Source organism: Pseudoalteromonas luteoviolacea (assembly GCF_000814765.1).
Taxonomy (GTDB): domain Bacteria; phylum Pseudomonadota; class Gammaproteobacteria; order Enterobacterales; family Alteromonadaceae; genus Pseudoalteromonas; species Pseudoalteromonas luteoviolacea_H.
Genome location: NZ_JWIC01000004.1, coordinates 765,605 through 785,206, shown reverse-complemented (window position 1 = coordinate 785,206; position 19,602 = coordinate 765,605). Strand labels below are relative to the sequence as shown.

Sequence of the window (19,602 nt, the reverse complement as noted above, 5' to 3'; positions counted from 1 at the left end):
AAAACACGGCCATCAATTAGAAACTGTCATGTAACATTAAAGCTAGGCTTGGGTTCTGTGTTTTGCTACAATGCTTGCATTAATCATTAGTCTATTGGCTTTTGATTCATAGTCTGCTTATACCGTTAACAAGGACCTAAGGTTTTGGAAATGGTTTTAACAGACATAAAAAGGCAGCGCATCATACGTCTAACCCAATTTGTAGTCATGTCTGATGTGCCAGAGCCGTACTGAAATACTTAGGCCGGACAGGTTATTTTTTATTGACATTGGATCATAAAACAGGCATAGTCCTCGGCCTTTAAACTAAGCTTATTTTTAAAAGATTGTTAGGAGCATACCTTGGCTAACATCAAGTCTGCAAAAAAACGCGCTATCACTAGCGAAAAGCGTCGTCAGCACAACGCAAGCCGTCGTTCAATGATGCGTACTTACTTCAAAAAAGTTATCGCTGCTATTGAAGCTGGTGATAAAGAAGCTGCACAGCAAGCATTTGCTGTTGCAACTCCAATCCTTGACCGCTACGCAACTAAAGGTCTAATCCACAAAAACAAAGCTGCTCGTCACAAGAGCCGCCTAGCTGCTAAAATCAAAGCGCTATAATCTGTGGAAATGGATATAAAAAAACCGACGTAAGTCGGTTTTTTTATGCCTATCTTTCAGTTAAATTGCAAAACGCCCTACCGCGTTAAGCAATTTCCAACTTCGGGTAGAACTTTTTTAACATCGCTGCGATTTTTTTCGGTGAGAAAGGCTTAACGACAAACCCTTTAGCCCCACGTTCAATAGCATCTTTGACATTATCAACAGTTGAATGCGCCGAAACCATGACAACATTAATATCTGGATTAATTTGAGCTAATTCTGCAATTAACTCTTTCCCATCTCCATCTGGTAATTCAATATCCAAAAAGACAATATCAAAATGACGCTCTTCACAGGCTGCTATGCACTGCTTCGCAGTTGAGGCTTCTTTTACATTGTCAATTCCCAAGTGCATCAATGTCTGATGCAAAAAGCTTCTAACAGTTCCTACATCATCAACAATGAGAATAGAGATTTGTTGTTCCATATCCTTTCCCGTGGGCTAGTAATTAGAAATGCGCTATCATCTATAGCATAGAACTATTATAGAGTCCTGCAACCAAAAGGCTACACCTAAGCATGGCAATTAATCCAAAAAAACAAACACTACTGAATAAAAGTGACTTTCAAAAGCAACAAGCAAACAAAAATAAGAAGCGCCGCCTCTCTGCTCAACAAATAAAGCGACAACAAGAGATTGCACAACAACATGGCCACCAAGGAGTACAAACAGAACCCCCTAAGAAAAGCCTGACACCTCTGATTATAATTGGGGTGGTAACGCTCATTGCGATATTATTCCCGAAACCTCAGCTCATCACATACCAAAAACTCAATATGGTCACTCAGAGTGTCTATTGGCCCGGTTTGCCTGGCGTAAAACCTGTTTTATTTGACTCTCTTTTACAGCCCATCAAAGCATCAGAACGCAGTACACTTTATTTGTGTCAAGATGTGTCAAAACCATCAACATGCCAAAAATATGCAATATTAGAAAACCACGGCTTTATTGCCGCTCTAAAGTACCTAATCTTTAATTAAAAAAACTAATCCGAAAGAAGCAAAATTACTCGTTTGAGATGACTAAAAAAGCGGCGCATAATGGCGCCCCTTTTTAATCATATACGGAGTTAATGTAAGATCATGGCTAATGAGTTTGACTGGTTACTAAATAGTTTATTACTGGTACTAGGTTTTGGAGCTCTTTTTATTAATCACAAAACACTACTAAGAGTCTCGGCAGCTCTAGCTTGTAGCCTACTTTTCGTTTTGTTTAGTCTAGATCTTATGGATACTTCAGTGATTTCCAACTTAGGCCTTATCCTAATAAATTCATTTTACCTATTCAAAGTGTTCACACTTGAGCACTACGATACTAACTAACTTATTCAGCGGCTGAGGTGTTAATCACCTCGGCATGAACCATAAATAATATCTATTAAATAAAAGTTAATAACTATTCATAACAAAACACGTATAAGCTCCCCCCGTTACGTCCCATCATATAAATCGGATCACTCAAATATTCACTGACGACAGGCTATTCATTATCGTGTTGATAGGCTAAAATCGTGAAAATTGTCCCTGATTGGAGAATCATCATGGCGATGACAGATGAAGAACTATTTTTAGCTTCAATGGGCGATGTTGTACCGTTAGCACAAGACAATCGCGCACAACTTAAACAACAAAAAAATCAACCCACGGATGCGCAACTCGCTCGGCGAGAAGCTGCGCAAAAGGAACTCGATTTTGATCCCAATTTTTTATCTACTGAATATGTAGACTTACTAGATCCATACGATCAGCTTGGCTATAAAAAAGATGGCGTGCAAGAAGGCGTGTACAAGAACTTAAGATTGGGTAAGTATCAAATTGACGCCACATTAGACTTGCATGGCAAATCATTTGTTGAAGCACGTCAAGCGATGTTTGAGTTTGTTACAGACTGCCAAAAACGCAATATTCGTGTTTTGTTAATCCGCCACGGCATCGGGCTGAAAAGTAAACCATTCCCAGCCATTCTAAAAAGTTACTGCAATAAGTGGCTACAAGAAATGCCTAACGTGTTAGCTTTTCATTCAGCTTTAACATGTCATGGGGGAAGTGGATCTACATATACATTACTTAAGAAAAGTGATGAGAAAAAGCTAGAAAACAGAGAGATTCACGCAAAAAGATAATGCATCGATGGGGCATTCACGCCCCACAATGAACCTTGACGTACATTATTCTTGTTGATAAATGTACGTGTCTGTCAAGGTATCGGCAGCTTGGGCTTGATTAAACCAAGCAGAGACACCTAACGCGAGTACAGAAATAACGACAAAAGAGAGCTTTACACCACCTTGACCGTTTTTCATTTTAATTTCCCGTCTTATTATTGTTTTTTTCCTAACATACTGAATATAAAAAGATGTCTCAATATGTTTTTATATACAGTAATTTTGTAAGCGAGAATAACTATTACTTACATTTACTTACAAATCATGAAGTTACTTTGTTCCCCCCTCAATCTGCCACGGTCCCCTGCAACATGAGAGAATTTCAGCTAAAAGCCATTCTTTTCTCGTATCCTTTACTTTTAATATCCTTGGGTTACATCCACACCATTTTTAATTGGTGTCCCTGTGATACAAGCTCGAATATTATCTGCAATTTGTGCAACAACAGTGTCGAGGTTGGTAACTGCTGCAATATGGGGGGTCACAGTCACTTTCGGGTGAGACCAAAATACGTGTGTTTCAGGCAGTGGTTCAGTGGTAAACACATCTAACACTGCACCACCTAACTCTTGTTCATTTAAAGCGTCAATTAAGTCTTGCTCATTCAAATGCTGACCCCGCGCCACATTGATCAACAGACAATCATTGGATACATATTGGAATAACTGTCGATTCAACACCCCGTGCGTCGAATCAGTGAGAGGCAGTAAACAGACTAAATAATCAAGCCCTGACGCAAAAGAAGCCAGTTGCGCTTCACCACTATAACACGCAATATTATCCAACTGTTTCGCGCTTCTAGACCAACCTCTTACCGCGAAGCCGTTATTTGACAAACGCTGTGCTACCGCTTTACCAAGCTCACCTAAACCCAACACCCCAGCAGTCACCCCCTTTCTCGCTCGTCTTGGTTTCCAGTTCTTTATCGCCTGTTCAGCACAATAATTTTGATGCCTGAGTTTGTGGGCAAGCGCGTGAGAAAGTACATATTCCGCCATATCATCACTTAACTGCGGATCAACAATTCTCGCAACCACTGTGCCTGACGGCAATATACTCATTGGGATACCGTCTACACCGGCCCCAAAAGATTGCACCACTTTTAGATTCGGTAGATTGTGCCACAATTCTTGCGGCGCTTTCCAAGCTAAAACAAACTCCACACTCTCTAAATTAGCGCAATGCGGCCAAAGCTTTAACTCCACATCAGGCAAAGCATCTTGTAGTTTAGCCATGAGTTTTTCATTATTCCGCCCAGTAATACAAACCAATACAGACATGCTCTATCCCTACTTAAAATTAACGATTTTCATCTAACAGTATACCGTCTAGTGACAACGTGTTGATAGTGCACGATCACCATAAAACTGACATACCAACGCAACAAGATTGTCACACTACCTTTTTAATCTGCTATAAACACAGCCGTAGAGAAAAATTATGATCAGCGTTGATAAAGTGATCGAAGCCAACTTACCACAATTAGAAAACTCACCTAAAGTGAAAGGGTTAGTAAAAAAAGGGTTAGGTTACTTATTACATGAGCAGGAATTTGTCGCATTCGCTGACACTTACCCGCATTTAGAGGGACTTGAGTTTGTCGAGCAGGTACTTGAAGAGTTAGATTTTGACGCCCGGTTTAAGCCAAAACAAATTGAGCATATTCCCAGCGAAGGAAGTGCAGTGATTGTCGCCAATCACCCTATCGGCTCTCTGGATGCCCTCGCGCTCATAAAAGTGCTCGCTAAAGCAAGACCGGACTTGAAGGTGGTCGCCAATCGAATGTTAATGTCAATTACGCCTATGCATTCACTCTTGCTACCCGTGGACAACCTATCAAACGCAAGCCGAAAACAAGAACTTGCTAATATCCAACAACACCTTAAAGCTGAGGGTGCCTTACTTATTTTTCCTGCTGGAGAAGTCTCACGCCTGGGCCCTACAGGGATCAAAGACTGTAAGTGGAATACGGGCTTTTTACGTATGGCAAAAAAAGCAAACTGCCCCATCTTACCCATTTATATCAAGGCCAAAAATAGCCCTTTATTTTACGGTACATCAATGATTTATAAACCTTTAGCAAGCTTGTTATTGGTTAAAGAAATGTTTAAGCAACGCCAAAAGTCTTTAGAGTTTGAAATCGGTGCTAGTATCCCTCCGGAGTCATACCGCTTAGACAACCTAAAAGATAAAGAAATTGTTGCACTTATCCGCAAACAACTGTACCGATTAAACAGTAAGAAAGCGCTCCCGTTAAAAACACAAACCCCCATTGCCGTTCCTGAATGCAAAAAAGAGCTGAAAAGTGCGATTGAACAATGTGAGCGCCTAGGTGAAACCGCAGATGGCATGCAAATATACTTGTATCAATATGCTGGCAGCTCCCCAATCTTTAGAGAACTCGGTCGCCTACGTGAAATTGCATTCAGAGCCGTCGGTGAAGGCAGCGGTAAAAGACGAGACACTGACAAATATGATATGTACTATCAGCAGTTAGTGCTATGGGATGCCAAGCAACTTGAACTGGTGGGCGCTTACCGCTTGGCCAGTGCTCAGCAAGTTATTCAGCAACATGGTACCAATGGTTTATATACCAGTAGCTTGTTCTCATATACGGATGATATGGCCCCCTATTTTAATCAAGGTTTAGAATTGGGTCGAAGTTTCGTCCAACCTAAATATTGGGGCCGTAAAAGCCTAGATTACCTTTGGTATGGCATAGGTGCTTTTATTCAGCGCTACCCTGAACACCGCTATTTATTTGGCCCCGTCAGTTTATCAAATGCATTACCTGACAAAGCAAAAGCCATGTTGGTATATCATTATCAACATTACTTCTCGAAGCTGGATAATTTAGCTCACCCTAACAACGAATTTAAGCTGTCCCAATCTCAACTCGATACCTGTCGAGACCTATTTTGCGGTGGCAATATAAAAGAAGACTTTGCTGAACTTAAACACATACTGGCAAATATGGGTGCACAGGTGCCAACACTGTTTAAGCAATATACCGAATTATGTGAGCAAAGTGGCGTGAACTTTTTGAGCTTCAGTATTGACCCTGACTTCAACAATTGTATTGACGGACTAGTGCTTGTAGATCTAACTAAGTTAAAAGCAAATAAAGCCAAACGTTATCTTGGTGAAAATATATATCAGTCATAAACATTTTATGCCTGTTAAGGGCAAAGAGTTGACAACAAACTCCTTGCAACCCTGTTGCAATTTTTTATACTGGCGCTCGGTCTTCATATATATCAACGCAGATTAAGCGCCAGTAATGATTAAATCTCTCTTTAATATCATCGTTTTTATTGTCATTTTTGCTGCGGTTTTAACGTATCAAGAGCTTGGTATGTTGGAAGATGATGGCAAGCAGTCCGCCCCCTACTTCTCATTACCTTTATTAGAGAATACATCTCAAAGATATGATATTAGTCAGCTTCAAGGAGAACGTTCCGTCATTTATTTCTTCGCACCTTGGTGTAACATTTGTCGCTACAGTATGCCTAATATCGATAAACTCCACCGCCAAGGAAAAGTAAATGCGGTGGCCATCGCCTTAGACTTTCAAAGTACTGAGGAAGTGAAAGCTTTTAGTAAAGACTTAAACTTATCTATGCCAGTATTATTGGGCAATCAAAAAACGGCGCAAGATTACAAAGTAAAAGCCTACCCAACCTATTATGTCATGGATCCTAAACTTAAAGTCATTGAACGTTCTATCGGTTACTCGAGCGAACTTGGGATCCGACTTCGCCTGTAAGAAAGTGTATAGCTGAGATACACTTTCTTACCCAAATCCGCAATAAATCAACGCTTTTAGTCCGTACACTGTCAGCAAATTCGAAGTTAATCACTGCCAAAGGGACTCGATGATGTTTGCACTTACTGCGACCAAACGCTTTATTTTATCTCCAATCATGTTGTGTATGGCGATGTCTGCACATGCTCAAACCAAAAAAGATGACATTGAGCATATAGAAGTCATTTACAAACGCAGCTCTATTACTTCAGAAATTACGGAAGATACCGAAAAACTCATAGAAATGCCAGGCGCACTGGGCGACCCACTACGTGCTGTTTTTGCACTACCCGGTGTGGTCGCTGCTGGCGGTTCAATGAGCGAACCCGCGGTGAGAGGCTCATCACCTAGCGACAATATGTTTGAAGTCGACTTCATGCCAGCAGGGTATATTTTCCATGACTTTGGCAGCTCCATTTTTAATCGTCATATTATTCAAGATTTTCAGTTGTACTCAGCAGGCTACGGCGCAGGATACAGTAATGCCACCGGTGCGGTATTTGATGTCACATTAAGAAATCCAAAGTACCAACCTATCACCACCACTTTAGACTTCTCGATGTTTAATGCTGGTTTTTTTGTGGAAGGTCAGGCAACTGAAAATACGGCGTTTTATGTCTCCGGCAGAAAAAGCACACTCCCCCTGTTTTTCAGTGAAGGAGAAGAGCTTGATGACGACGATGGCGAGCCGTCGGGTGTAACCATTAACGATGCCCCTGATGACCATGACTACCAAGGTAAATTCTTGTGGGATCTCAATAACAATAATACCCTCACCTTTAATTTTACCGGTGCTGAAGACTCTGCCGCTGCAGGGTTTAGTGAGCGTGCTGAAATTGCACAAAAAACGCCTGAGTTTCAAGGTGACGCACGATTTATCAGAGACTTTAATAGCCAGAGTATTCTGTGGGATCACTACAACAAAAAGTTTCACTTAAGAGTCGGCATTGGTGCACTAGATCATTCTGGACGACTCGAATTTGGCAAACAACCCAACAATCTGGCGGGCTTTTTTGAACAAGAAGGTGAAAAGCAACTGACCTATAAAGCACGCTTAAACTATACCGTTAACCCACAGCATCGATTTGTATTTGACGCAGCCTACTTTGATAATGAAACGTCTTATGAATATGACACATTTCAATATTTGTGTACTGAGATTGATCCAGACTGTGACTTGAAAAAAGGTGATCGTATTTCGGGTAAACGTACCATAGATCTGGATTCAGGCTTTGTTGGAATCACACATATCTGGCAACCGCATGCAGACTGGCAAACCGAAGTGGGTGTACAAAGCCAGCATAACCGCTACACCGACGAAACATTCACTTCGCCCCGTGTCGCCGTAAATTACTATGTGACACCTAATAGCGTGATAAGCGCGAAAGTCGGTCGTTACAGCCGCATGCAAGATGTTGAGTACATTCTTCCTGAGATAGGTAACCCAGCGCTCAAATCACAAGTTGCAACACACAGCACCCTAGGATTTAAACAAGTGCTTGAAAACGAGTGGTCTTGGTCGATCGAAGGCTACTATAAAACCATGGAAGATTTACCTCTGGCAATCGATGCGGGTAGTAATGCACATCTTTTATACAGCAACCAAGTAGAAGGACGTGCATACGGTGTTGACCTGTTGGTGAATAAGAACAAAACCGATAACTGGTATGGCTGGGTAGCACTGAGCTACGCCAAAAGTGAACGGACTGACTTGAGCCGAAATGTCACGCGAGATTATTATGCAGATACACCGCTCGTATTTAATGCGGTCTTAAACTACGACATTAATGAACTCTGGCAAGGTGGATTTAACTTTACCGCACGCAGTGGGCAAGCTTATACCCCTATTGTCGGTGTAAGAGAGAACCCTGATCACGCTGGGCGCTTTTTGCCTGTTTATGGCGACCCGTTCTCTGAGCGCTTTAAGACTTACCACAGACTGGATGTGCGATTTGAAAGAAAAACCACCGTATTTGGTCTAGAGGGCAAATTAATACTTGAACTCATGAATGCCTATGGTCAGGACAACGTCGCCTACATTGATTTAGATTACGACAAGATCACATCGGTAAATGACCTACATATAAAAGAAGAAAATGACGACTTTGAAATGCGCCCTTCAATTGGTTTTAGTGTGACCTTTTAATATAACGCCGTCATCTGCACTGCAAAACCAGATGGCGGCTTGCGCTTTCCTGATAAAGGCGTGGCGAGCAAGCAATTGCCTCTTGCGTTTTTCGCTATCGCCTTGCATGATCCGCTCGTTAAACATGTCGGAGTATTATCATGCCTAAAGCTTGCGCGTATCACATCTTAGTCAAAACAGAAAAAGAATGCTTAGCCATCAAAGCCAAACTTGCAAAGGGGGGAGATTTTAATAAGCTAGCAAAACAGCATTCAACATGCCCTTCAAAAAAACGTGGCGGCGACCTTGGTGAATTTAACAAGGGCGATATGGTTAAAGCCTTCGACGACGTAGTTTTCAAAAAGCCGCTTTACGAGGTTCATGGCCCCGTTAAAACCAAGTTTGGCTTTCACTTAATTAAAACAGTGTACCGTTCGTAACACACAGTTCAGCCTGTTCATTTTTCAAATCGAAAAAACAGATTGGTGTAATAGCTTTTAATCAATTTTAATTCCAGCACACTCAACTATACTGAGTGTCATTGAAATCACTGAGAGAGTTATTATTATGTTTACTGTTATTTTTGGCCGTGAGGGTTGTCCTTATTGTGTACGTGCGAAAGAATTGGCGACACGTTTAAAAGACGAGCGTGACGATTTCAATTTTCGCTACATCGATATAAACAAAGAAGGGATCAGTAAAGCTGACCTAGAAAAGTCTGCTGGCAAGCCATGTAACACGGTGCCACAAATATTTGTAGACCAAGATCACATTGGTGGATTTGATGATTTTGAAGCCTATGCCAAGGCAAATTTAGGGTTATATCAATAACCCTAAAAAAAATACAGTTTATTTTTTAACCAATTTCAAACACCTACAAATTTAGTGCCAATTTATACAAGCAATTATCTTTTCTTTACTGTACAATGCCGCCTCTTTTAAATTGTTGAGGCGCATTAATGTCAGAACCAGTAACGTTTGAATCTTTAGACCTTTCTCCTGCAATCCTAAAAGCAGTCGAAGAGCTAGGGTATCAATCACCTTCTGAGATCCAGGCTCAATGTATACCGTTATTGCTAGAAAGAAAGGACGTGCTGGGACTAGCGCAAACGGGTACGGGCAAGACGGCGGCTTTCGCACTGCCGCTATTAAACAATGTTGACGCATCCGTTAAGCAACCACAAATTTTAGTACTGACTCCGACTCGTGAGCTTGCATTGCAAGTTGCTGAGGCATTCGAGCAGTATGCTAAGTACACCAGAGGCGTAGAAGTACTTGCGCTATATGGTGGACAAAGCTATGGCGTGCAGTTAAGTGCACTTCGCCGTGGCGCACAGATCATCGTGGCAACTCCGGGGCGTTTAATCGACCATATCAACCGTAAGACCATTGATCTATCAAACCTAAATGCATTGGTATTAGATGAAGCTGATGAAATGCTACGCATGGGCTTTATCGATGATGTTGAAAGCATCATGGAAAAAACACCAGAAGAAAAGCAAACATGCCTTTTCTCTGCAACTATGCCAAAGCAGATCCAATCTATTTGTTCTAAGTACTTAGATAACGCAGAGCAAGTAAAAATCACACCACGTAACTCAACTGTTGACACAATTGAGCAGGTGTACTGGCGTGCAACGACACATAAAAACAAAGCAATCGTACGCTTCTTAGAAGCGGAAGATTATGATGCTTCTATCGTGTTTGTACGTACTCGTAACGATACTGTTCAGCTTGCTGAGCTGCTTGAGCGTGAAGGTTTCTCCGCTGCACCACTCAATGGTGACATGAACCAACAGGCACGTGAGCGCACAGTTGAAAGACTGAAAAGTGGTTTACTAGATATCGTTATCGCAACAGACGTTGCGGCACGTGGTCTAGATGTTGACCGCTTAAGCCTAGTTATCAACTACGATATCCCACAAGACAGCGAAGCATACGTACACCGTATTGGTCGTACTGGTCGTGCGGGTCGTAAAGGTAAGGCTATCTTGTTCGTAAAAGGTAACGAGCGTTACTTACTACGTAACATCATGCGTCATACTCGCTCAGACATCGAGCAAGTAGAGCTTCCAAGTGCAAAAATCGTTGAGCAAAAGCGTATTGAAGCACTTCAAAACAAGCTTAGCATGTCACTTGATCACAAAGACATTGAGTTCTTCAGTGAAGTTGCTCAAGGCCTAGGTGAGAAACTAGAGCTAAGCCAAGAACAACTTGCAGCTGCACTACTTTGCCTAGCACAGCAACAGTCTCCGCTTAAAGTTGAAGAAATTAAAGTTCAGCAACGCGAGCGTCGTGACCGTGATGGTAACCGTGACCGCCGTGACGACAGACGCGGTGAACGTGGCGACCGTGGTGATAGAAAAGGCCGTCGCAATAGCTCGGCACCTATGGATACTTACCGCATTGAAGTGGGTCGTGAGCACGGTGTTCAAGTTAAGAACATTGTGGGCGCAATCGCTAACGAAGCAGATATCTCAAGCAAATTTATCGGTGAAATCCGTTTATTTGATGAGCACAGCACCGTTCAGCTTCCACAGGATATGCCTGCTGAAACGCTAACACACTTCCAAGGTGTTCACATTTGTCAACGCCCAATGAAGATGACTAAGAGCACACACCCTGCTGATCAGGCGCGTGGCAACGGTAATCGTCGTGAAGGTGGTAGACGTTTTGAAGAGCGTGGCGAGCGCCGTGATGGTGGCAGACGTTCTGAAGGTCGTGATGGTGGCAAACGTAGCTTCCGAGATCCTCGCAGTGACAAACGTCGTGACGGAAACAGAGATGGCAACCGTGACAACAGACGTAAAGAGCGCGGTGAGCGCAACGAAATCAACTTCTCATAAGTTGTAACCGTTATTAATAAAAGCCGCTGACTCAGCGGCTTTTTTGTTTTTGTTGACTCGTCCTGTCTTACGTTGTCACTTTTTCAAACTGTCCTACCCAACCAATCTCTGGGGTCAAACCTAAAATAACTCACTAACAGGTTAAACAGTTCAGGATTTTCTTGCTTCAGTTCAACTGGCTTTTCAATGAAGGTCTCCGTTAATACAGCAAAATATTCTGCTTCATTAGTCGCACCGTATTCATGGATAAAGCTGATGACGCATTTGATACGCTAGCTTCAACCTTTTTTATGTGCCAATTTTAAACCGCCCTACCCAACCAATCTCTGGGGTCAAACCTAAAATAACTCACTAACAGGTTAAACAGTTCAGGGTTTTCTTGCTTTAGCTCAACTGGTTTTTCAATGAAGGTCTCCGTTAATACGGCAAAATACTCTGCTTCATTGGTCGCACCGTATTCATGGATTACGTGAGGCATTTGATACGCTAACTGTGTTTTTAGCTGACGATAGGCACGACTTAGCACATCGGCCCAATGCTGGTAGCTGATCCCTTTTGGTAATTCTGGCGTGCCATTGGTATTGCCAGCTTGCTGATCTAATTGATGAGCAAACTCATGAAATACCAAATTGTGGCCATCCCCAGGTAAGCGATTCCCCTCAAGAACATCGTGCCAACTGAGCACCAAGGTGCCGCCCGGCCAAGACTCGCCTTGCCTCACAGCTGTGTGGTAACTTACCAGCCCTGCACTATCTTTATTGGTTTGCGGTGCATAGTACTGGCTGGGATACAACAATACCTCTTTAACATTTGGATATAGGGGCCAAGTTTGATTTAACACCAATAAACAGGCATCTGCAGCGATAATTAGCGACATGGGTCGTGTCACTTGCAAACCGTCGCGTCCAATCACACGCTTTTCACCTAAAAACCAAATGATGTGCTGCTCTAAACGCGTGCGTTCAGCATCTGTCATGTTGCGATAAATAGGCATGTATTTGCGCAATATTTTTTTATCTGCTCGCGACAGGGTTTGCTGCTGGTATTTTTTGTGCCAAAAGTAGCGTCTGATGTCGTTGAGGTACCAATAGGCCACCACAAACACCACTAAGAACACGATCAACATAAGATTTATCATACTTGCTCAATTACTGTGCTTTTTTATTTAAGTGTGTTCACTCTTGTCCCTTTTCAATCGTTTTTTGATAAAATCGACAAAAAAGTACCGAATAAAAAACAGCCATGACCTTGCCCATTGAATCCATCAAGTCAGAATTTCTAGCCACCATCACAAAGCAAGATGTTGTCGTGACCGCAGCCACAGGCTCCGGGAAATCAACACAACTGCCTATCTGGGCAGCCTCTATGGGAAAAGTATTGGTTGTCGAACCACGGCGAATTGCGTGTACATCGCTTGCTGAATATGTCGCTAGCTTATGCAACTCACAACTAGGCGACAAGGTGGGGTATGCTATCCGTTTTGAAACCGTATTTAATGAGCAAACGGATATCGTATTTGTCACACCCGGTGTGGCGCTCAGGTGGTATTTTGAGGACAAATTAGCCGCTTATTCACACATCGTGCTGGATGAATTTCATGAACGGCGTTGGGACATGGATTTGTTGCTCGCCCTGCTCAAACAACATGCTGAACATCGGTTAGTGCTCACCTCGCAACGCTTAATGCACAGCTTGATGAACATGCTGACATCGTGCTCACTCCGCAACGCTTAATGCACAGAGCTTGAGCCGCTATCTTGAAGCGCCCATTTTACATAGCGAAGGCAATATGTATCCGGTAGAGCAAGACTTTATCGCAAAAGATCAACGTGCAATGCCTAGTAAAGACCGACTGACAGAACGCGTAGTCTCTGCCTGCCAACAAGCGCTTGAAGACACGCAGGGCGATATTTTGGTGTTTTTGCCAGGTAAAGGAGAAATTATCGCCTGTGCCGCAGCCTTAAAATCTCTCGAAGTCATTATTGTCCCGCTATACAGTGGCTGTAGTAAGCAACATCAGCAACTTGCTCTATCGCAACAAGCAACGCAACGCATCATACTCGCCACCAATGTCGCAGAAACATCTCTGACAATTCCAAATGTTACCTGTGTCATTGATTCAGGATTAGAGCGCCGCACACACTTGAGAAATGGCAAAACCGTACTTGGATTAGATGCTATAGGCCAAGATTCAGCAAAACAACGACTCGGTCGCGCAGGCAGAACCCAAGCTGGTATCTGCATTCGCTTGTATGGCCAATATGCCCCCTTAATAGACCGTACTCCACCAGAAATTCAACGCGAAGCGCTCACCGAGCTTGTACTCGCAGCAGGGTGCGCTGCACAAGGTGTTGACTCGTTGCCCTTTATCGACCCCCTACCAGAGACGTCAAAGCAACGCGCAATTTCAACCCTCCATAGCATCGGTGCCATTGCCGATGACCAACGTGCTACCGACCTCGGTCGACTGCTATACCCACTCCCAGTCGATGCTGAGCTTGGCTATTTAGTTGGCAAAATGCCCTCTGGTGCGCTCAAACAGGCCATGATTGATTTAATCGCTGTGATCTCTGTGCCAGCACGCGTTTACCAACTACCGACTCACCTTGAACAGTTAGAGCAACTAAACTTATTAATGCCGAATCGATGCGATGTAGAACTTGCTATCGCGCTGATAAGAGGGAAGCTGGACGGGATTGTTCAAGCAGAACCAGAAGCCCTAACCGAAGCCAAGCAAATTAGTGAACAGTTAAGAGAAGCATTTTCACTGCCAAGTCTTGATAAGGCTGCTAGTTACGACCGCCAAGCTCTTCTCAAAGCCATCGCAGAGGCCCGCCCAGAGTGGATATTTATAAAGCGACAAAACCGCAGAGGCGGTTTTGGAAACGGTCACATGGAAATATCTCCTTCAAATACCTCTCGAGTAGATGAACGCTCTCAGGCAATGCTGGTACTGGATACCTTCGCTTTAGCAGGTAAGGGCACCAAGCAAGCTATGACCATGGCAACACTCGCCGCGCCATTGCCGATTAAAATGCTGGTTGAATTAGGAATAGGTGAACAACATGTTACTCATGCATTTGTAGAAGATGGACAGATAAAAATAGAATATAACTTAATTTATGCGGGCATTTCGCTGGCGAAAAAAGTGAGTCCTGCACCAAGTGATATGTTGATTTTGGCCTGTTGTATGCTAATTCAAAGCGGGCAGTTGTTTCCCGGTGTTAATGACATACTCGAAGAGTCGCTTTCATATCACGCTTTATATTATCAATACGAAAAAATAAACGAACGAGTGCCTACGCTAGAGGAACACTTAGAATGTAAGTTGCACGAGCTAGGCGTCAGCCATTTTGAAGACTTAGAACTAATTGAACCAGAAGATTTATATTTTCAAGCCATAGAAAGTTGGATATTAGCGCCTTTTATTGAAAAGCACCCTATCAAAGTCACATTGCCCGAATTAAGCATGTCAGTGACGTATAACTTTTTATCAAAACGAATTTTATTAGAATATCAAACGGGTAATAGAAAAGATGCGCCCAAAAGGTGGGAGCTACCGAGCTGGTCTGGTTATAAAATCCAGTATAAAAAAGCCAGCAAGGTAGTTGATGTAAGATAAACTGAAAAGTACTGAGCGCATTGTTGCGCTTGGGATCAACCTCCGCTACCAATCGCACTTGTTAGTACATTTCTTTGGGACTCTCTCACTTGATCTTGAGCATGTTTTCTTTCTTCTCGTCTTTGCTCTTTTGTTGTACAACGCTTGTTAGGAATACTTGTTCCTAAGCTACGTACCTGTTCACAACGATATCCATTATCTTCTGTTTTAGATAATTGATTTGACTGGCAAGCTGTAAGTAAAGGGAGTAAAGAGAGAGTTATAATACTCAATATTGCTTTCATGTTAACTTTCCTTTTAAAAATAAAATGTAAAATACCTTTTTGAAAAAACCACAGTAAAACCACAAAAAAGAAAAACCATATAAAACAACTCTTAATTATAGGTTAAACTAGATTAAATCCGATAAAATAAAACTAAAAATAATAGGGGTTATATTTAGCCTGCCCCACCACCACTCAGAGTAATCTGGCTTTCACGCAACTGTTCTTGAGCGTTTACACGATCTTGTCTACGCTGCTCTTTTGTTGAGCATCGCTTTTTAGGAATGCTTGACCCCAGACTACGTACCTGTTCACAACGATATCCATCCTTTTTTGCAGTCTCATCGGATGCACTCGTTGATTGACAACCTGCAACGAATCCCGTCGATATAAGAAATGCTACCAACCCTATTTTTTTTATCATGTTTTTTCTGCTTTTATTATAGACAATCCATTAATTAAAATTACAACGTACAAAAAAATAAATCAAGTGATTAAAAACAAAACAGAAAACATATAAAATAATTAATCCACATACAACCCCACCACACTTATTAATAAAAATGTTCTTCATGAACAACGCCCCACCAATAACAGCCAAAAATCTATATAAAACCAATTTTTAGATAAGGTAAGCGGGCGTATTAAATAGAAAGTATTTAAAGGTGTATATATAAAGCAATTAACTAAAACAAGAAAAATGAAGTGTATATAATTTAAAGGGGGAGTAATTAAAAAGAGCCGCATCAAGCGGCTCTTTTATAACTCAGCTCAATTTAGAAGCTGTAGTCAACACTTACGTAGAAAGTACGTAGGAACTGGTCATAGTAACGACCTTCATAACCTACTAAGTGACCTTCTGCATCGCCAAGTGAGAATGGAGGCTCTTTGTCAAAGATGTTCTTAACACCAGCTGAAAGTACGGTGTTTTCGAAACCATAATAATCAACTTTGTAGTTGAAAGTTGTGTGTGATGGAACTTCTAACTGTATGTCACGGCTGTGTACGCCACCAGTTAATGTACCATCATCAGCACGAATGTAGTCTGGATTATCAATTGTACCAAACTGTACTCCAGTTTCTTGGTCTTTCCAACCAGAACGGTAGTTAGCACGTAGCGTATGAGTGAAATCACCTGTACTCAATACTGTCTGCGCAGTGATAACGTTACGGAATACGACTTCTTCATCAGCACCATACTGGCCAAGAGAGCTTCTCCACTCGTCAGCTGTACCAGCTAGAGTGTATTCTTGCTTAACAAAATATGTACCTTGAAGTGAAGTCTTCAGTGTACCAAAGCTAAGATCGTTTGTTAGGTTAACTTTCCAGTCAATACCTTCGTTGATGCTCTCACCGATGTTAAGTGGTTGAGAGATGAAGTATAGACGTTCACGAGAACCACCATTTGGATCATCACCGATTACGAACTGTGCGTCATATAGACCTGGGTTAACTGTAAACGCGTATGTTTCTGAAGGCTCATCAACACGGTTTTGGATGTCAACTTTCCAGTAGTCCATTTCGAAAGTAAATTCGTTGCTTGGTGCGTAAACGAAACCAAGTGACCACTGATCTGAAGTCTCAGGTGCTAGGTTCGGGTTACCACTGTTATACAAGTTATACTGTACTGGCGCAGCACTACAACCACGTGTACGGGCATCAGTAACAGGACAAGTGTATGGTGCACGAGTTACACCACCGTAGTTTTGCGGCTGTGCAATTTGTAGCATTGTCGCTGAACGGAAACCTGTACCGATTGAACCACGAAGTACTAAGTCATCAGTCGCGTTATAACGCAAGCTCACTTTGTAAGTTACGTCGCTTTCGTCATCATTTGCAGTGATCTGCTGAACTGTTTCATTCGCATCGTTTTCATCAATGAAGTGATTGTTATCAACACCACCAATCATATCGTAACGAATTGCTGCAGAAAGCATCAGGTCGTCTAATACTGGAACCTGGAATTCAGTGAATGCACCGTACGTTGTACGCTCTAGGTCAAATATAGGGTCGCCACCTGAACCCCAACGTTCATCTTTAGCATTTTCAGCAGAAGGAATGTTTTCGTAAGAGTTCACGCGGTAATCTAAACCGTAACCGATGTATACTTCACCTGCTGGTAATTCAAATAACGCCTGTGATGCACGGAAATCCCAAGCAATTGAGCTTGTCTTCCATGTCTGGTTAAGGTGACGCCATTTACTTGCTTCAAGTGCTGCAAGACCTGCTTCACTCATTTCACCAGGAAGCGCGAATACGTCGATTGTACCGTTAGCAATATCACCTACCCAGTTTGCGTAGAAGTGGCCGTCAGAGAAGCTCTCATCACGCTCCGCACCTGAGATTGCAATTGCTGTACTGAAATCGATAGTATCGAAAAGTACACCTTCGAGACCGAAAGATGAGTTGAAAGTAGTTGTGTCGAATGTTGAAGTACGATTACCACCTGGTAGTGCACGCCATGAAGCATAAACTTCAGTTGCACGAGCTTTCTGATCTTCAGTTAGGTGAGGTTCAACATATTGCTTATAAGCTTCACCTGTTGTTCCAATTGGGATTGGACCAGTTGGGTTAGGCGCGATACGAGCAGTCATTGAGAAATCAGTATAGCTCACAGTAGCAAATGCTTTGATGTCTTCAGTTACGTCAAAGTTACCGTGTACCATGAATGAAGTACGCTCACTTTCAGGAACGATTTCAAGTGTGCTTGTGTAGTCGAACATACACTGATCAGAGCTTGGATCTTTAGCATTGTCTGGAGCACAAGTACCATTCTGAGATAGGTACGGGTTGAAGAAGTAAGCTGCATCACCGCCGTCAAGCTCTACTTCAACGTTTGCAGGAATAGCATTTGGAGAACCATTGATTGAGAAATAGCTTTGACCTTCATAAGCAAACTCTAAAAGACCTGTTTTTGCGAATTCACGGTCTTTAGAACGTAATGTCTCTTGAGTATCGTGAGATACTGTGAACAATAAGCTATAACCATCAGAGTCATAGTCACCGAAACCAGTTGTGAAACTTACGTTAGTTGTTTCACCACCGTCACGTGGACGGTCTGTTCTTACTGAAAGTGTTGATTGGTCTACTTCGTCCTTAAGAATGAAGTTAATTACACCCGCGATAGCATCTGAACCGTAGATAGCTGATGCACCATCAGTAAGTACTTCAACGCGCTCTACTGCTGCTAATGGGATACTGTTGATGTCAACAGAACTACCAGAGAATTGTGATGCAACACGGCGGCCGTTTAGAAGTACTAAAGTGTACTCTGAACCTAAACCACGTAAAGACGCTGTTGCAGTACCTGCACCACCGCCACCAACAGAAGAAGTTGGAGTTGTGAAACCCTGCATTGAAGGGATTTGAGTGATTAAGTCAGGAACAGAGGTAACACCAGTTGCTTTGATATCTTCTGCACTCAATACGTTTACAGGTAAAGCACCAGCAAGGTCTGTACCTTTAATGCTAGAGCCTGTAATTTCAATTTTTTCGATTTCTTTTTGTTCTTCAGCTGTTGCGTTAAACGCAGTTGCTGAAACAGCACCAAAAGCGATCGCTAAGCGAACTGCTTTTGAGATCTTACTATTTAACATTCAATTTCTCCCTGGGCTTTTGACAAAGCTTTTATTTTAATTATGCATTCAATACAAGGTTAAACACGTTACTTTTATGTGTACCTTATATGTAACAACGCAAGTATAGTAACCACAAAGTAAATACCCATGCAAGCTTGTAAAAACGAGTTAATACACATATTAATTGCATAAAACACAACAAAAGAGATTCATAAAGATCCCCGTTATAAATACAAACAACCCTAACTCAACACCACTCTAAAGAAGCTATTTTTCGCTTTATCATTTCGTCAAAACAAAAAATAAAAGCAAATAAAAACAGACTACTAATTGAAAAATATGAGTATAAAAACCTAGAAATAAACAAATAGTAAATTCAAAAAAGAAAGGAAGAAAAGAAATGAAACACGTCAGGCGCTGAAAATAGAACCAGTAAAAATCAACACAAAAATTAACTTAATAAACACCAAAAACACAAATAGGTACAAAAAAAGCAATAAAATAAATGAAAAAAAACCTGCGAATGCAGGTTTTTTAGACGAGAATATTTCAA

General features: G+C 42.0%; 18 protein-coding genes and 1 pseudogene. 12 read left to right on the top strand and 7 right to left on the bottom strand.

Annotated elements, in window-relative coordinates; translation table 11 throughout:
• Nucleotides 1-342: 342 nt before the first annotated feature.
• The gene (gene rpsT / locus JF50_RS06720) at nt 343-603 is read left to right on the top strand and encodes a 30S ribosomal protein S20 (RefSeq protein WP_010382487.1); all 261 of its coding nucleotides are present in this window, start codon (nt 343-345) and stop codon (nt 601-603) included.
• A gap of 85 nt (nt 604-688) precedes the next feature.
• On the opposite strand, the gene JF50_RS06715 is transcribed toward rpsT, so the two are convergent.
• On the bottom strand, nt 689-1,072 hold the full coding sequence (locus JF50_RS06715; RefSeq protein WP_023396984.1) for a response regulator: 384 nt from the start codon (nt 1,070-1,072) through the stop codon (nt 689-691).
• 92 nt (nt 1,073-1,164) lie between these two features.
• Between JF50_RS06715 and JF50_RS06710 the strand changes: the two genes are divergently transcribed.
• The 3 genes from JF50_RS06710 to smrA all read left to right on the top strand — a co-directional run bounded on the left by JF50_RS06710 (nt 1,165) and on the right by smrA (nt 2,768).
• Nucleotides 1,165-1,626, top strand: a complete 462-nt coding sequence (locus JF50_RS06710) for a hypothetical protein (protein ID WP_039608650.1) — start codon at nt 1,165-1,167, stop codon at nt 1,624-1,626.
• Between the two features lie 102 nt (nt 1,627-1,728).
• Nucleotides 1,729-1,968 carry a hypothetical protein gene (locus JF50_RS27505; RefSeq protein ID WP_039608649.1) on the top strand — a complete coding sequence of 80 codons (240 nt, stop codon included), beginning with the start codon at nt 1,729-1,731 and terminating at the stop codon, nt 1,966-1,968.
• Nucleotides 1,969-2,186: 218 nt separating this feature from the next.
• Complete coding sequence (smrA, locus tag JF50_RS06700; protein WP_039608648.1) at nt 2,187-2,768, top strand: DNA endonuclease SmrA; 582 nt, start codon at nt 2,187-2,189, stop codon at nt 2,766-2,768.
• A 45-nt stretch (nt 2,769-2,813) separates the two neighbouring features.
• On the opposite strand, the gene JF50_RS27765 is transcribed toward smrA, so the two are convergent.
• Nucleotides 2,814-2,948, bottom strand: coding sequence for a hypothetical protein (locus tag JF50_RS27765; protein ID WP_268747809.1), 135 nt, complete (start codon nt 2,946-2,948; stop codon nt 2,814-2,816).
• 221 nt (nt 2,949-3,169) lie between these two features.
• Nucleotides 3,170-4,090: a 2-hydroxyacid dehydrogenase gene (locus JF50_RS06695; RefSeq protein WP_039608647.1), complete on the bottom strand. Its 921-nt coding sequence runs from the start codon at nt 4,088-4,090 to the stop codon at nt 3,170-3,172.
• A 160-nt stretch (nt 4,091-4,250) separates the two neighbouring features.
• On the opposite strand from JF50_RS06695, the gene JF50_RS06690 reads away from it, so the two are divergent.
• From JF50_RS06690 to JF50_RS06665, 6 genes are all read left to right on the top strand, one after another.
• Nucleotides 4,251-5,975 carry a GNAT family N-acyltransferase gene (locus JF50_RS06690; RefSeq protein WP_039608646.1) on the top strand — a complete coding sequence of 575 codons (1,725 nt, stop codon included), beginning with the start codon at nt 4,251-4,253 and terminating at the stop codon, nt 5,973-5,975.
• Nucleotides 5,976-6,090: 115 nt separating this feature from the next.
• Nucleotides 6,091-6,576: a TlpA family protein disulfide reductase gene (locus tag JF50_RS06685; RefSeq protein ID WP_039608645.1), complete on the top strand. Its 486-nt coding sequence runs from the start codon at nt 6,091-6,093 to the stop codon at nt 6,574-6,576.
• Between the two features lie 112 nt (nt 6,577-6,688).
• On the top strand, nt 6,689-8,761 hold the full coding sequence (locus JF50_RS06680; RefSeq protein ID WP_039608644.1) for a TonB-dependent receptor plug domain-containing protein: 2,073 nt from the start codon (nt 6,689-6,691) through the stop codon (nt 8,759-8,761).
• Between the two features lie 140 nt (nt 8,762-8,901).
• On the top strand, nt 8,902-9,180 hold the full coding sequence (locus tag JF50_RS06675; protein WP_039608643.1) for a peptidylprolyl isomerase: 279 nt from the start codon (nt 8,902-8,904) through the stop codon (nt 9,178-9,180).
• A gap of 127 nt (nt 9,181-9,307) precedes the next feature.
• The gene (locus JF50_RS06670) at nt 9,308-9,571 is read left to right on the top strand and encodes a GrxA family glutaredoxin (RefSeq protein WP_039608642.1); all 264 of its coding nucleotides are present in this window, start codon (nt 9,308-9,310) and stop codon (nt 9,569-9,571) included.
• A gap of 128 nt (nt 9,572-9,699) precedes the next feature.
• The gene (locus JF50_RS06665) at nt 9,700-11,586 is read left to right on the top strand and encodes a DEAD/DEAH box helicase (RefSeq protein ID WP_039608641.1); all 1,887 of its coding nucleotides are present in this window, start codon (nt 9,700-9,702) and stop codon (nt 11,584-11,586) included.
• 83 nt (nt 11,587-11,669) lie between these two features.
• Here the strand turns inward: JF50_RS06665 and JF50_RS26675 are convergent.
• Together JF50_RS26675 and JF50_RS06660 are read right to left on the bottom strand one after the other, a co-directional pair.
• Nucleotides 11,670-11,834 (bottom strand): annotated as a pseudogene (locus JF50_RS26675) (zinc-dependent peptidase); the annotation flags it as partial.
• Between the two features lie 53 nt (nt 11,835-11,887).
• Nucleotides 11,888-12,724 carry a M90 family metallopeptidase gene (locus JF50_RS06660; RefSeq protein WP_039608640.1) on the bottom strand — a complete coding sequence of 279 codons (837 nt, stop codon included), beginning with the start codon at nt 12,722-12,724 and terminating at the stop codon, nt 11,888-11,890.
• A gap of 110 nt (nt 12,725-12,834) precedes the next feature.
• On the opposite strand from JF50_RS06660, the gene JF50_RS27500 reads away from it, so the two are divergent.
• A complete protein-coding gene (locus tag JF50_RS27500) occupies nt 12,835-13,320 on the top strand; it encodes a DEAD/DEAH box helicase family protein (protein ID WP_235423402.1) in 486 nt (161 codons plus the stop codon).
• 10 nt (nt 13,321-13,330) lie between these two features.
• Complete coding sequence (locus JF50_RS06655; protein ID WP_235423401.1) at nt 13,331-15,208, top strand: helicase-related protein; 1,878 nt, start codon at nt 13,331-13,333, stop codon at nt 15,206-15,208.
• Between the two features lie 35 nt (nt 15,209-15,243).
• On the opposite strand, the gene JF50_RS06650 is transcribed toward JF50_RS06655, so the two are convergent.
• Both JF50_RS06650 and JF50_RS06640 read right to left on the bottom strand, forming a co-directional pair.
• Nucleotides 15,244-15,492: a hypothetical protein gene (locus JF50_RS06650; protein WP_039608639.1), complete on the bottom strand. Its 249-nt coding sequence runs from the start codon at nt 15,490-15,492 to the stop codon at nt 15,244-15,246.
• A gap of 755 nt (nt 15,493-16,247) precedes the next feature.
• Entirely contained in the window at nt 16,248-19,067 is a 2,820-nt protein-coding gene (locus JF50_RS06640; protein ID WP_039608637.1) for a TonB-dependent receptor domain-containing protein, read from the bottom strand.
• Nucleotides 19,068-19,602: the final 535 nt, after the last annotated feature.

Bases quoted from the DNA above. Each gene is read 5' to 3' on its own strand.
- JF50_RS06715 (WP_023396984.1), bottom strand. From the start codon at position 1,072: ATGGAACAACAAATCTCTATTCTCATTGTTGATGATGTAGGAACTGTT.
- JF50_RS06710 (WP_039608650.1), top strand. From the start codon at position 1,165: ATGGCAATTAATCCAAAAAAACAAACACTACTGAATAAAAGTGACTTT.
- JF50_RS27505 (WP_039608649.1), top strand. From the start codon at position 1,729: ATGGCTAATGAGTTTGACTGGTTACTAAATAGTTTATTACTGGTACTA.
- smrA (WP_039608648.1), top strand. From the start codon at position 2,187: ATGGCGATGACAGATGAAGAACTATTTTTAGCTTCAATGGGCGATGTT.
- JF50_RS27765 (WP_268747809.1), bottom strand. From the start codon at position 2,948: ATGAAAAACGGTCAAGGTGGTGTAAAGCTCTCTTTTGTCGTTATTTCT.
- JF50_RS06695 (WP_039608647.1), bottom strand. From the start codon at position 4,090: ATGTCTGTATTGGTTTGTATTACTGGGCGGAATAATGAAAAACTCATG.
- JF50_RS06690 (WP_039608646.1), top strand. From the start codon at position 4,251: ATGATCAGCGTTGATAAAGTGATCGAAGCCAACTTACCACAATTAGAA.
- JF50_RS06685 (WP_039608645.1), top strand. From the start codon at position 6,091: ATGATTAAATCTCTCTTTAATATCATCGTTTTTATTGTCATTTTTGCT.
- JF50_RS06680 (WP_039608644.1), top strand. From the start codon at position 6,689: ATGTTTGCACTTACTGCGACCAAACGCTTTATTTTATCTCCAATCATG.
- JF50_RS06675 (WP_039608643.1), top strand. From the start codon at position 8,902: ATGCCTAAAGCTTGCGCGTATCACATCTTAGTCAAAACAGAAAAAGAA.
- JF50_RS06670 (WP_039608642.1), top strand. From the start codon at position 9,308: ATGTTTACTGTTATTTTTGGCCGTGAGGGTTGTCCTTATTGTGTACGT.
- JF50_RS06665 (WP_039608641.1), top strand. From the start codon at position 9,700: ATGTCAGAACCAGTAACGTTTGAATCTTTAGACCTTTCTCCTGCAATC.
- JF50_RS06660 (WP_039608640.1), bottom strand. From the start codon at position 12,724: ATGATAAATCTTATGTTGATCGTGTTCTTAGTGGTGTTTGTGGTGGCC.
- JF50_RS06650 (WP_039608639.1), bottom strand. From the start codon at position 15,492: ATGAAAGCAATATTGAGTATTATAACTCTCTCTTTACTCCCTTTACTT.
- JF50_RS06640 (WP_039608637.1), bottom strand. From the start codon at position 19,067: ATGTTAAATAGTAAGATCTCAAAAGCAGTTCGCTTAGCGATCGCTTTT.